Source organism: Aeromonas sp. 602658, assembly GCF_049173005.1.
Classification (GTDB): domain Bacteria; phylum Pseudomonadota; class Gammaproteobacteria; order Enterobacterales; family Aeromonadaceae; genus Aeromonas; species Aeromonas veronii_A.
The window spans coordinates 1-13105 of sequence record NZ_JAAKRF010000013.1 but is presented as its reverse complement, the minus strand read 5'-3'; the positions used below and the strand labels follow the sequence as shown (position 1 = coordinate 13105).

Genomic DNA, 13105 nt, shown 5'->3' with positions numbered 1-13105 from the left:
TGTGCGGTAATGATGAGGCATCGTTATCGAGGGAAAGTGGATATCTGTTCACTGGGTGCTTGCGTTGGCAGGCCTGACGAATTGCGGCGTGGTTCTTTATGTTTCTGTTCAGGATCGATCTCTCCCGAACCGGGTTACGCTTCGGCGGTGCCTTGCTGGTCTTTACCCTGCCGCTGCTGGTGGGAGCTTGGCTCATCCACAGCAATTATGTGCAGGAGCTGAAAGCGGAATCCAGCGCCTCGGCCCACAAGGCCAGAACCCTGATGGAGTCGATGCTGGATCATGCGGAGCAGGCTAATCGCTCCGTGCTGCCTCTGGTGAATGCTCCCTGTCGCGACAACCTGCTGGTGCTGCGCAAGAAGGTCGCCATCGAGCCCTTCCTGCGTTCGGTCAATCTGGTACGAAACGGCATCATCAATTGCACCTCGCTGTTTGGTGAGGCCAATGATGCCGATGACGGCTCCATCTACACCGGCCGCAAGCTACTGCTGATGAGTGGCAACCGGGTGCGGCAAAATCACCCTCTGCTGGTGGTGCGCACCGAGCAGGGAAAGGATGCCGCCTTGAGCGCCATCGACAGTACCCAGCTCAGCTTCATGCTCTCTATGAGCGGAAAATCCAGTGCGCTCTATCTGCAGGTGGGGTCGGCCTGGCTCAATGAGTCTGGCCGTTATCTGAGCGAAGCGCCCACCCTCCATCGCGGGATCAGCCAGGCCCTCACCTCATCCCATTATCCTTTCACCATCCATGCCGGTTATGCCATGCCGGTCTACTGGAAGTCGCTGTGGGCCGCGCGGCACGTGGCGCTGTCGTGGCTGGCGGTTTCCTCGCTTTTGCTGGCCTGGCTGGTGTGGTGGGTGCTGGGGCGTCCCGGCTCGCCAACAGATGAGTTGCGACGTGCCCTGCGGGCCAGGGAGTTTGTTCCCTATCTGCAGCCGCTGATTGCCAGCCACGACGGCAAGATGATGGGCGCCGAGGTGCTGATGCGCTGGGAGCATGTCAATGAAGGGGTGATCCGGCCCGATCTCTTTATTCCGCAAGCGGAGGAGTCGGGACTGATCGTACCCATGACCACCCATATCATGAAGCAGGTGGCGACACGGTTGAACCGCTCTCAGGAGCAGTTGCCCGATGGGTTTCATATCAGCTTCAACATCAGCGCCGCCCATTGCCACGATTTTGCCCTGCTGGCCGAGTGTCGCGCCTTCCTCGGTCACTTTGTTCCCGGCAAGGTGGTACTGGTGCTGGAGCTGACCGAGCGGGAGCTGTTGATGTCAGATCCCCAGACCCTCTCCCTGTTCCGCCAGCTGGACGAGATGGGGGTCAAACTCGCCATCGACGATTTTGGCACCGGCCACTCCAGCCTGGCTTACCTGCAGCAGTTTCATGTGGATTACCTCAAGATCGACAAATCCTTTATCGCCCGTATCGGTACCGAGTCCCTCTCGGAACATATCGTGGACAACGTGATCGATCTGGCGACCCGGCTCGGTCTGGCGCTGGTGGCGGAAGGGGTTGAGAGTGAGCGTCAGGCTGACTACCTCAGGGCCAAAGGGGTCGATTATCTGCAGGGGTATCTGTTTGCCCGCCCCATGCCGCTGCGCCAGTTTTGCGAGGAGCTGCTGCCGGAAGAGGCACAAACCCGCCAGCCAGATGGGGTATGAGGCATCCCGAACGCCACCTGATCTATCGGTGACAGACGGGCGGCCAAGCTCCTGTCTGGCAGGGTAGGGGAGTGCTCTCCCCCTATCCCCCCTCGAGTGCAGGGGCTTGTTTTTCATGCCTTGCGGCTCGCTTTTCGGTAGAATCGGCGCTCATTTTGACGTCAGTAAAAGATGAGGCGCGGTATGACGGTTCAGTTCCAGGCATTTCACAGCATCAAGGCGATCGGTAATCGGGAGGTGCTGTTCAACTGGTCGAGAACCAATCCCCTCGGGGCGCTGGATCAGGTGTGGCGCCCGAAAACCCGCGACGAGTTGCAAATGCTGCTGCGGGAACACCCCGAGCGCAAGCTGCGCCTTATCGGCTCCGGCCTCTCTTTCGAACCCATCCACAGCGTCTATGCCGAAGGCAGTCAGGCGCTGCTGGTGGACTTGCACCACCTGCGCGGCCAGCTGGCGAAAACTGCCGATACCGTGACCTATCAGGCGGGGACGCCGCTCGATACCGTTTATGCCGAGCTGATCGCCATGGAGCGGATGCTGCCCGCATCCCCGGGCGTTATCGGCATCCAGACCCTGGGCGGCGCCCTCAGCACCGGCACCCACGGCCAGGGGCTGCACCAGTCAGCCCTCTGCGATGCGGTGGAGGCGATGACGGTGATGCAGGCCAATGGCGACATCATCCGGGTGGATCGCACCGATCCGCGCTTCGGCGCCTTCGTGATGGGGATGGGGATGCTCGGCATCCTGCTCGACATCACCCTGCGTACCGTGCCCAACCGCATCATGCGCTGCACCAAGTTCACCACCGACTATCCCTTCCTGCTGGAACACAACGAGCGGCTCAACCGCGAGCACGGCTTTGTGAAGAGCTGGTGGTTTGCCTGGACCGGCGAGAGTCACATCTGGCTGGTGGATCCCGCCTCTGATGAGGAGGTGGCCCGCTACCGCGCAGGCGGCAGCGAGCTGCTGCTGCTGGATGGTGATATCGACGCCCGCATGAATGCCACCATTGATGCCACCTTGCAGAAGATGGCGAAAGATACCAAGGATGAGGCGCTGGCCGGTGAGCACTTCGAGACGGTACGCCGCTTCAAGGATGCCTCCGATCTGGTGGGCAACGTCTACCAGATCCTCTGCAAGGGGATCCCGGCCCCCCAGATCAACTGCGAGGTGGCGGTGCCGCTGCATCGGATGAACGAGGCGCTGGAGACCCTGCAAGCGTGGCAGCAGGCCAACCCGGGCGTGCTGCACTACCCCTTTATTCTGCGTTGCACCGGCCCCTCCGAGGCCTGGCTCAGCGCCGCTTACGGCCAGCCGGTCTGCTGGATCGGTTTTCTGGTCTATCTGGCGGCGGACGGCACCTTCGTCAACGGCTCGATGGAGCAGATGCGCGAGCTGCAGCAACTGCTGGTGCCGCTCGGCGGCATCCCGCACTTTGGCAAGCACCTGGCGATGGATCTGTATGACTTCCCGGCCCTGCTGCCGCGCTGGAACGACTTCGTGGCGTTGAAAGCCGAGCTCGACCCCCACGGCCGCTTTGAAAACCGCTGGCTCAGCGACCTGTTTGCCAACCGGTAAGGATCTGACATGACCGATATGCAAGATACCCGTATCCCAGTGACCCTGCTGACCGGCTTTCTCGGCAGCGGCAAGACAACTCTGCTCAACCACTGGGTCAAGCAGCCGGAGCTCGGTGAGTGCGCAGTGCTGATCAACGAGTTCGGCTCGGTGGGGCTGGATCACCATCTGGTGCAGCAGGTGGATGAGCAGGTGATGCTGCTCGACTCCGGCTGCATCTGCTGCTCGGTACAGGGCTCGTTGGTGGAGGCGTTGCAGGGGCTCTTTATGAAGGCCATCCAGCGCAAGATCAAACCGTTCAAGCGGCTGATTATCGAGACCACTGGCCTCGCCGATCCGGCCCCCGTGCTCTTTACCCTGCGCGAAGAGGGCTTTATCGCCCAGCGCTACCGCTTCGATGGCACCGTCACCGTGGTGGATGCCGGTCATATCGAGCAGCAGTTGGCGGCCCAGTATGAGGCGGTGAAACAGGTGGCGCTGGCGGATCTGCTGGTGGTGAGCAAAGGCGATCTGGTGGATGGCGAGCAGCTGGCGCGGGTCGAAGACCAGCTGGTGGCACTCAATCCGGCGGCCCCGATCCAGCAGGTGACCAATGGCGAACTGTCGCCCAGGGTGCTGGAGAAGCTCGGCGCCTACAACGAAGCGGCCGGGCGCGATGTGCGCCAGCTGCTGGCCTGGCTGCGCACCGAATCCCCCAGGCAGGGGCTGGCCTCACCCATGCAGCCGAAGATGAAGCCGTTCGCCGCCAAGGTGGGCACAGCTGCGCCCACCCACTTCGAGCACGGCAACATCGAGAGTTTCTCCCTGCGCATCGGCGAGCCGCTCAAACCCTCTCGTTTGCTGGCCGCCATCGATGCGGTGCAGGCCCAATACGGCGATGCCCTGCTGCGCCTCAAGGGGATCTTGCAGCTGGAGGGCGAAAGCCAGCCGGTGGTGATCCACGGCGTCCACGGCCAGCTCTATCCGCTGCAGGCGCTGGGCGACTGGCCGGAGGGCAAGGCCCAGTCCCGACTGGTGTTTATCGTGAAAAGTCAGGACAAGGCCGGTATCGAGCAGCTCTTTATGGCGACCTTAAAGGCCCCCGAGCCCACTCTGGAAGAGCGGCTCAAAGCCATGCTGGGTCAGCCCGACAACTGATCTTGCGCGTTGCAGCTCTCCTGCTCCGGGTCAGGACGGCGGCGGTTGAACAACACAAACGCCACCGGCACAAAGTAGAACGAGAGCAGGGTCGCCAGCGCTGTGCCACCGGCGATGGCGATGGCAAAGGGGGGCCAGAAGCCGCCGCCCCCCAGCAATAGCGGGATGAAGCCGCCCACCGTGGTGATGGTGGTCGAGACGATGTGGCGGCTGCAACCGGCCACCAGGTCACAGATCTGCGGCAGATTGCCCTGCTGTGCCAGCGGGTCTGCCTTCAGCTCGGCCAGAATGACGATGGCGGCGTTGATGGCCAGCCCCATCAGTCCCAGCAGGGCGATGATCACCGTAAACCCGAAGGGGTAGCCCAGTAGCCAGACCCACAGCAGCCCGAGCCCCGCCGACTGGATCGCCACCAGGGTGACGATGCCCGCCAGCCGGAACGAGTTGAAGCTGAGCACCAGCACGGCCACCAGCAGCACGGCGACTAGGCTGACATGCGCCATCAGATTGCCCACCGATTCATCCCGCTTGGCGGCTTCCCCGCCAAACTCCAGTCGATAGCCCGGCGGCAACGCCAGCGCCTTGGCGGCCAGCCTCTCTTTGACCTGCTCCAGCACGGTTTGCGGCAGTACGCCGACCGCCAGATAGGCCTCCAGCACATTGACCCGCTCACCATCCCGACGGCTGATCTCCCCCCAGCTTGGCAGCAGCTCGGGAGTGGCCAGTGCCCGCAAGGTGAGATTGGCTGCCCCTTGCTGGCCGGTGCCGGTGAGCGACAGCGGCACATTGAGCAGCGCATCCGGATCCTGACGCAAGGGCTCGGCCAGCCGCACCCGAACCGGGATCGACTCGGTGCCTTCCAGCACAGTGCCGCCCAACCTGCCATCCAGTGCGCCCGCCAGCCGGGAGGCGACATCGGTCAGGCTCATGCCAGCCAGTCGGGCGGCCTCCTCATCGACCTGCAACCAGAGTTTGGGAGCCCCGGCCTGCAAGGTGGCGCGGGTCTGCACCACGGCCGGGGTATTGGCGAGCAGACTGCGCAGCTCCTCTCCCAGGCGGTGCAGCTGTTCGAGGTCGGGGCCAAACAGCCGCAGTTCGACCGGGGCATTGAAAGGTGGTCCCTGTTCCAGCTTGCGTACCAGGATCTGCGCTTCGGGAAATTTTGCATCGAGCCGCTGCTGCAGTTGTGGAATGAGCCGCTCGGCAGCATCGGCATCCTGCAGAGTGATCATCCCCTGGGCGTAATCGGCCCGCCCCTGTTTTCTGGGCACCAGGTTGTAGTAGAAGCTGGGGGCGTTGTCGCCCACCACCCAATCCTGTCGAACCAGCTCGGGGAGACTGGCCAGCTCGGCGGAGATCCCCAGTGCCAGCTCGCGGGTGCGCGCCAGGCTCGCCTGTGGGGAGAGGCTGGCCTCGATGTGGATCATGTCCCGGTCGGCAGGGGGAAAGAACTGTTCGGTGAGGCGGCCCGCCACCCAGAAACCGAGCAGGGGCAGCAGACTGACCAACAGCAGGGTTCGCCAGGGGTGAGCCAGCGCCATGGCGATGCTCTGCTGGAAACGTGCGCTCACCCGGGGCAGGTGCAAGCCATCCTGATACCAGCGTCCCCCCTGGTCACTGCCAATCCAGCGGGCTGCGAGGCCAGCCACCAGGGTGTGGGCGATGAGGTAGGATCCCAGCAGCGAGCAGATCACCGCCCAGGCGATGCCGCCGACAAACTCGCCCGCCGGGCCCGGCATCAGAATGATCGGCATAAAGGCGAGCATGGTGGTGAGGGTGGAGCCCAGCAGTGGCAGCCAGAGGTGGCCGATGGCTTCCAGTGCGGCGGCACTCATGGCCATGCCGCGGCGGCGCTGATACTGCACCCGATCCGCCATGACGATGGCGTTGTCCACCATGATCCCGAGCGCCACCACTAGACCGGTGACCGACATCTGGTGAATGGGCAGATTGATCAGGTTCATGCAGGCGAATGAGAACGCCACGGTAAGCGGCAGCGACAGGGCCACGATAATGGCGGCCTTGACCCCCAAGGTCACCAGCAGCACGGCCACTATGATGAGGAAGCCCTGCACAATGTTGATGAGCAGGGTGTCGAGCCGCTGATCGGTATAACGCTGCTGATCGAAGCTGGTGACGAGACCGATATTATCCGGCAAGTCCTGTTGCAGCTGGGCCAGCATGGTATCGACCCGTGCCGACCAGAGGTCGATGCGGTGATCCTGTGCCATCCGTAGGCCGACCACCACGGCCCGCTCACCATTGGCAAAGGCCAGCTGGCTCTCCGGCTGGTGCAGGGTACGCCTTACCTCGGCCAGATCGCCAAGGCGCAGGGTCTGGCCCTGCTCGCCGGTACGCAGCGGGATCTGGCGGATCCGCTCCAGGGTATCGAGGGCGCCACGGATCTCCACCTGAAAGCGATTGTGGCTGCCCTGCAACTCCCCGGCGGCCACTTTGGCATCGGCACCGCTCAGCGCTTGGGCAAGCTGTTCGCCACTCATGCCGCTGGCACTGAGGGCGAGGGGATCGAACCGCACCTCGATCTCCTCCTGCGGTGCCCCGACCCGCTCGACGTATTCGGTACCCGGCAGCTGGCGAGCCCGGCGCTCCAGCTCGGCACTGTAGCGGGCGAGGCGATCCAGCTGCGGCTGGCCCGGCCCGCGCCAGACCACATTGACCAGCCGGGTGAAGGGGTAGCCCTTCTCGTCATCCAGCCTGGGGGCACTGGCTCCGGCTGGCAGCCCGGCGGCAAGGTCTGCCAGCCGATCACGGACTCTGGACCAGACGGGCTCGACATCGCTGACCTCATCCTTGAGCTCCAGATTGATGATGGAGAGACCGGGGCGAGAGCTCGACTCGATCAGCTTGATCTCGCTCTGGGCCCGCAGCCGGTTCTCGATGGGCTCGCTCACCAGCGCTTCCACCCGTTCGGCGCTGGCCCCGGGAAAGTGGGTAACCACGCTGGCAAAGCGGCTGGTGAGCTGGGGATCTTCGGTTCTGGGCAGGGTCTGCAATGCCGCAAGGGCGGCCGTCAGCAGCAGCGCGACCGTCAACAGCAGCAGGCGGCCATTCTCGATAAACGGGCGGATCATGACTGTGGCTCCGGATGCGTTATCTGATGATCCACGCTGGTGGTCAGGGTGACCTGCTGGCCCGGCACCAGTTTATGCAGGCCATCGGTCACCAGCTGTTCTTGTCCGTTCAGGGCACCACTGATCCAGGCCCGCTCGCCATCTTGCTGCAGCAGGGTTACGTCCCGACTGACCACCCGGGGTGGCGTTTCGTCATTGAGCAGATAAAGGGTCCAGCTGCCGCGCAATCCCTGGGTCAGCGCGGTGAGCGGCACCTCGTAGGCGCGGGTGGGCTCGCGGGTCTGATGCAACAGGGTGATCAGTTGCCCCTCTGCCAGCTGTTCGCCGCCCCGGGTCAGCTGGAAGCGGGCGGTGCGGGTGTGGGTCTGCCCGTCCACTTGTACCCCCAGATTAAGCAGGCGCCCCTCCAGTGATTGCGCCCCGCTTTGCAGGGGATAGCGTTGGCCGACGATCAGGGACTCGGCCTGTTTCACCGGTACGCCGATATCGGCCTCCCACTGGCCGCTGCGGGTCAGGGAGAAGAGAGGCTGACCTGCGGCCACCACGGCCCCCAATGCCTGCTCGCGGCTGACCACAATTCCGTTGAAGGGGGCGCGCAGCTGTGATTTCTCCTGTTTGACCCGGTTGGCTTCGAGGGCGGCGGCCAGCTGGTTGGCGCTTGCCTCCAGCATGCGGACTTTGCCTTGCTGTTCATCCAGCGCCTGACGGGAGCTGAACTGCTGCTGGCGCAAGGCGGTGAGCCGGTCGAGCGTCTGCCGGGCAAGGGTCAGCTCGGCCTCGTTCTGGGCAGCCCGGGCGGCCAGCTCTTTGGCTTCCACTGCCAGCAGCCGGGTGTCCAGTGTGGCGAGCAGTTCGCCAGCCGCTACCGGCTCTCCGCGTCCCTTGTGCAGGGTGGCGATCCGCCCTGCCAGCTCGAAACCTATCTGGCTGTGCTCGGGAGCGATCACCCGGCCATTGAAGCGGTGCAGTACCGGGTAGTGATCGCTGGCTTGCAGCGGCTGGGCGATCACCCGGGTCAGGGCGGGTGTTTCTTCTGACTCTGTGACCGGGCTGCAGCCACTCAGTAACAGCGCCAGCAGGATTAAGCAAAGTGTCATGACATCATCCTCTGGTTGACATAACATCAAATCACACCGGTGAGTCTAGTTTTTCGAAACTAGACTGTCCAGTTTGATTGTGGAGGAAAAATGAACATTTCACCCCGTAGTCAGCAGAAGCGGGCTGCGATCCTCGATGCTGCCGGGCGGCTCTTCTGTCAGCACGGTCTGCATCTGGTCAGCATGGACATGGTGGCCAGTGAAGCGGGCGTCTCCAAGCAGACGGTCTACAGCCATTTTGCCAACAAGGAGTCGCTGTTTGCCGAAGCGGTGGGCAGCAAGTGCGTCAGCAGCGAGCTGATGCCTGAGGTGTTGCTGCGTGGCAACAATGTGCGGGAGAGCCTGATTGCCTTTGGTCGCAGCTTTCGCAAGTTGATCCTGAGCGATGATGCCATCAATATCTTTCGCACCTGCATCAGCTGCAACGATGCCCAGCTGGCCACCCTTTTTTTCGAGGCGGGCCCGCTCTATGTGACCGAGATGCTGTCCAACTGGCTGGAGCAGCAGAAGCAGCAAGGTCTGCTGTGCCATCAAGACAGCGAACAGGCCGCCTTGCAGCTGTTGCTGATGTGGCAGGGCAAGGAGCGAATGCTCCGTGAGCTGGGTCTGCCGTTGACCCAGAGCGCTGCCGAGCAGGATGCCTGGACCCTGAGTTGTGTCGATCTCTTCCTGACCGCCGCCGCTCCCCCGCAAAAATAATGGAGGTGGCAATGAGCCACACAGTGACAGATGCCCAGCGCAAGTGGCTGCCCCTGCTGGCGGCGGTCGGTTTCTTTATGCAGGCGCTGGATGGCACCATTCTCAACACCGCCCTGCCCAGCATGGCCGAGACCTTGGGAGAGAGCCCGCTGCAGATGCAGTCGGTGATCATTGCCTACATGTTGACGGTGGCGTTGCTGATCCCGGCTTCCGGCTGGCTGGCTGACAGATTCGGCACCCGTCGCATCTATCTGGCTGCCATCTCGCTCTTTACCCTCGGCTCGCTCGCCTGCGCCGCCTCCAATTCGCTCTCCATGCTGGTGGCCGCCCGGGTACTTCAGGGGATTGGCGGTGCGCTGCTGATGCCAGTGGGACGGTTGGCGGTGCTGCGGGTCTATGACAAGCACGAGCTGCTGCGGGTGATGTCGTTTGTCACCATCCCTGGGCTGCTCGGCCCGTTGATGGGGCCGGCACTCGGTGGCTGGCTGGTGGAAGTGGCGAGTTGGCACTGGGTATTTCTCATCAACCTGCCGGTGGGGCTGCTCGGCTTTATCGCCAGCTGGCACTTTATGCCGGAGCTGCGGCAGCAGACCGCCCGGTTCGACTGGCAGGGCTTTGTGATGTTCAGCGTCGGCATGGTGCTGGTGTCGGTCGGCTTGCAGGGTCTGGGGGAGCACAGCATCTCCACCGGTTGGGCGCTGTTTGCACTGATCTTCGGCTTGGCGGCGATGGCGAGCTACTGGCTCTATGCCGCCAATGCACCGCAGCCGCTCTTTAGCCTGAGCCTGTTCAAGACCGCCACCTTTGCCATCGGCATCTGGGGCAACCTGTTTGCCCGCCTTGGCAGCGGCGCCATGCCTTTCCTCACCCCGCTGTTTCTGCAGTTGGGGCTCGGCTTCTCCCCGAGCAAGGCGGGGATGACCATGATCCCCACAGTGATTGGCGCCATGCTGACCAAGACGCTGGTGAACAAGCTGATTCCGACGGTGGGCTATCGCCGCATTCTGATCGGCAACACCCTGTTGCTGGGGGCGATGATCGCCAGCTTCTACTTTATCGACAACCAGCTCCCCTACGGGGTCCTGCTGGGCTGGCTGGCGATCTTCGGTGCCATCAACTCGCTGCAGTTCTCCGCCATGAACACTCTCACGCTGCAAGATCTCAGCCCGACCCTGGCCAGCAGTGGCAACGGTCTGCTCTCGGTGGTGATGCAGCTCTCCATGAGCTTGGGGGTGGCGATTGCCGCCAGCCTGCTCGGGCTCTTCTCGGCGGGCACCTCAGCGGGCACCTTAGTGGCCGAGGGTCAGTGGCTGGCCGGATTCCATCTTACCTACCTCTGTGTCGGGCTGCTCTCCATGCTGGCAGCGCTGATCTTCGCCCAGCTGGCGCGCGATGGGGCTACGCCGTCGGCGCGGGCAGATAGCTGACTTCGCAGGGAAGTTGCGCCAGTACCTCGGCCAGATGCTCGGTCGCCAGCAGAAAGGTCTGCTCCGGGTGGCCCGGAGTCCAGGTGAAGGCGGTGTGGTTGAGCAGTTGCGGATCCACCAGTAGCGGAATATCGGCACGGGGTAGGAAGGGGCAGACCGCCCCCGGCAGGCAGCCAATCTCCGCCTGCATCTCTTCGGCGGTGCAGATGGAGGGTTTGGCGCCGAGCGCGGCCTTGACTGCCTTGTTGTCGAGCCGCCCGTCCCTGTGGGTCAGCAGCAGGGCGAAGCGGCCATCCTTGAACTTGAGAAACAGGGTCTTGCTGAACTCCGCCTGCCAGCCGAGGCGGGCCTTGACCTTTTCGTCGGTGGCGTAGTCGAGAATAGGTTCATGCTCATAGCGCTGGTGGGGCAGTTCGGCCAGCAGCTGGCAGTTAAAGTGGTGAATGGTATCGAGTGGCATGGGGTTCTCCTGTAGTGGGCGTTATCCTGCCAGCCTCGCAGGGTCAGGCCCAATGACACTTTCTTATCCGTGATAAGCAACCCTGTCTGTGGAAACAACAAGGGCGCCGTGAGGCGCCCTTGCGGATCAGTGATGCTGCAATTCGCACGCTTCCCAGTGAAAGGGAATGGGGCACAGCTGCTGGGAGGCCTTGTCATAGGCTTGCCACAGCTCGCCCATGGTGCGGCCATCGACCGGGTGGCGCAGTTTAGGGGCCAGCTCGGCCAGCGGCCACAGCACGAAGGCGTTGGTGAGCACTTCACCACGCGGCAGCACCAGCGGGGTGTCGCAGACCAGATCGCCATAGAGCAGCAGATCGAGATCCAGGGTGCGCGGGGCGAACTTCTTGGCATCCGGCTCGCGGCCGTGGGCGAACTCCATGGCCCGCAGTCGCTGGCAGACGGTGGTCAGCGGCAGATCGGTCTCGGCAGCCGCCACCAGGTTGTAGAAGGGGCGGCCGTTGAAGCCGACCGCTTCGCTCTCGAATACCCGGGAGACCCGCAGCTCGCCAAATTCGGCGTGCAGGGCATCGAGCCCGGCGCGAATATGGCGATCCCGCTCGATGTTGGAGCCCAGGCTGATATAGATGGTGGTCATCAGTTGCTGCTCGCGGCCGGCGTGCGATGACGCAGGATCTCGACGCCGACCCCGGCGGCATTGGGCACGGCGCCCGGCTTGGTGAGGGTCACCTTGACCCACTGTACCCGCTCGTCGGCGAGCACCAGCATGGCGACCTGCTCGGCCATGGTCTCGACCAGCTCGACCACCTTGCCGCTGACATGCTCGCAAATCTTGTTGGAGAGGTCGGCATAATCCAGTGCCAGATTGATGTCGTCGGTTGCTGCCGCGGGGCGGTTGTCGAACCCCATCTCGAGGTCAAAACGGAGCTTTTGGCGAATGCCCTTCTCCCACTCATATACACCGATGGTGGTCAAAACTTCGAGTCCGCGAATAAACACCTTGTCCATGACTGTACTTCTTCTTTACTCTTGATGGGCTGTGATGACAGCGCAGGGATGCTGGCCGGGCAACAGGCTTGCCGAGGCGCTCTGGGTGGGCATGGGCCCATGCCAGCGTATGTGGTCCGCATCATACCCCATTCATATCGTGGTAAAAACGACCAAGATGACGGCCCTGACGATTTTGATGATTATTCTGGCCTACCTGGGTGGTTCACTATCCAGTGCTGTGCTGGTCTCCCGTTGCACCGGTCTGCCCGACCCACGGGATCATGGCTCCCACAATCCGGGGGCAACCAATGTGCTGCGCCTCGGTGGCCGGATGGCGGCGCTGGTGGTGCTGCTGCTTGATGTGCTCAAGGGCACTGTGCCTGTCTATCTCGCCTGGTATCTGCAGATCAAACCCGTCTACCTCGGCTTTATCGGGGTCGCCGCCTGCCTCGGCCATATGTACCCCATCTTCTTTCATTTTCGTGGTGGCAAAGGGGTGGCGACGGCGCTGGGTACCATGATGCCCATCGGTTTCACCATGGGGGGCGCCGTGATAGGTACCTGGCTGCTGGTGCTGCTGGTGAGCGGCTACTCCTCGCTGGCCTCCATCATTACCGTGTTGCTGACGCCGCTCTTTACCTACCTGCTCAAACCCGAATATACCCTGCCAGTCTCGTTGCTCTCCTGCCTCATTCTGATCCGCCATCACGAGAACATCTCCCGCCTGCTCAAAGGAGAGGAACCCAGAGTCTGGGGGCGAAAAGGCACGGCCTGTGCCGAAGAAGTGGCAGAAATGGACGATGTTGCGCAAAAAAGAGACGAACGAGACAAAAAGTGAAATTTCCCGTTGACCATCCGCCTTAAAATCCGTTTAATAGCGCCCACGCCCAGATAGCTCAGTCGGTAGAGCAGGGGATTGAAAATCCCCGTGTCGGCGGTTCGATTCCGTCTCTGGGCACCAA

General features: G+C 62.8%; 11 protein-coding genes and 1 tRNA gene. 7 read left to right on the top strand and 5 right to left on the bottom strand.

All coding sequences use genetic code 11. From position 1 onward, the window contains the following. Positions 1–98: 98 nt before the first annotated feature. The 3 genes from G5253_RS11335 (at position 99) to G5253_RS11325 (ending at position 4379) form a co-directional block, all read left to right on the top strand. Positions 99–1664, top strand: coding sequence for an EAL domain-containing protein (locus tag G5253_RS11335; protein ID WP_266134891.1), 1566 nt, complete (start codon positions 99–101; stop codon positions 1662–1664). 183 nt (positions 1665–1847) lie between these two features. Beyond that, positions 1848–3242, top strand: a complete 1395-nt coding sequence (locus G5253_RS11330) for a D-arabinono-1,4-lactone oxidase (protein ID WP_266134890.1) — start codon at positions 1848–1850, stop codon at positions 3240–3242. Positions 3243–3251: 9 nt separating this feature from the next. Then, on the top strand, positions 3252–4379 hold the full coding sequence (locus tag G5253_RS11325) for a CobW family GTP-binding protein (protein WP_266134889.1): 1128 nt from the start codon (positions 3252–3254) through the stop codon (positions 4377–4379). On the opposite strand, the gene G5253_RS11320 is transcribed toward G5253_RS11325, so the two are convergent. Together G5253_RS11320 and G5253_RS11315 are read right to left on the bottom strand one after the other, a co-directional pair. Then, positions 4364–7471, bottom strand: a complete 3108-nt coding sequence (locus G5253_RS11320; protein ID WP_266134888.1) for an efflux RND transporter permease subunit — start codon at positions 7469–7471, stop codon at positions 4364–4366. The two genes, G5253_RS11325 and G5253_RS11320, sit on opposite strands and share 16 nt — an antisense overlap. Next, entirely contained in the window at positions 7468–8568 is a 1101-nt protein-coding gene (locus G5253_RS11315) for an efflux RND transporter periplasmic adaptor subunit (protein ID WP_265062011.1), read from the bottom strand. Before G5253_RS11315 ends, G5253_RS11320 begins: the two co-directional genes overlap by 4 nt. A 90-nt stretch (positions 8569–8658) precedes the next feature. Here G5253_RS11315 and G5253_RS11310 point away from each other — a divergent pair, with 90 nt between their 5' ends. Then, positions 8659–9267 carry a TetR/AcrR family transcriptional regulator gene (locus G5253_RS11310; protein ID WP_005355070.1) on the top strand — a complete coding sequence of 203 codons (609 nt, stop codon included), beginning with the start codon at positions 8659–8661 and terminating at the stop codon, positions 9265–9267. An 11-nt stretch (positions 9268–9278) separates the two neighbouring features. Continuing rightward, positions 9279–10694, top strand: a complete 1416-nt coding sequence (mdtD, locus tag G5253_RS11305; RefSeq protein ID WP_266134887.1) for a multidrug transporter subunit MdtD — start codon at positions 9279–9281, stop codon at positions 10692–10694. Here mdtD and G5253_RS11300 read toward each other — a convergent pair. From G5253_RS11300 to folB, 3 genes are all read right to left on the bottom strand, one after another. Next, positions 10666–11154 (bottom strand): YbaK/EbsC family protein, encoded by a 489-nt coding sequence (locus G5253_RS11300; RefSeq protein ID WP_005336108.1) that lies wholly within the window; start codon positions 11152–11154, stop codon positions 10666–10668. The two genes, mdtD and G5253_RS11300, sit on opposite strands and share 29 nt — an antisense overlap. Before the next feature lie 126 nt (positions 11155–11280). Further along, the gene (folK, locus tag G5253_RS11295; protein WP_005336107.1) at positions 11281–11790 is read right to left on the bottom strand and encodes a 2-amino-4-hydroxy-6-hydroxymethyldihydropteridine diphosphokinase; all 510 of its coding nucleotides are present in this window, start codon (positions 11788–11790) and stop codon (positions 11281–11283) included. Beyond that, positions 11790–12161: a dihydroneopterin aldolase gene (gene folB, locus G5253_RS11290; protein WP_005355064.1), complete on the bottom strand. Its 372-nt coding sequence runs from the start codon at positions 12159–12161 to the stop codon at positions 11790–11792. Before folB ends, folK begins: the two co-directional genes overlap by 1 nt. A 157-nt stretch (positions 12162–12318) precedes the next feature. Here folB and plsY point away from each other — a divergent pair, with 157 nt between their 5' ends. After that, positions 12319–12981, top strand: coding sequence for a glycerol-3-phosphate 1-O-acyltransferase PlsY (gene plsY / locus G5253_RS11285; protein ID WP_064337611.1), 663 nt, complete (start codon positions 12319–12321; stop codon positions 12979–12981). 47 nt (positions 12982–13028) lie between these two features. Next, positions 13029–13104, top strand: a tRNA-Phe gene (locus G5253_RS11280). Position 13105: the final 1 nt, after the last annotated feature.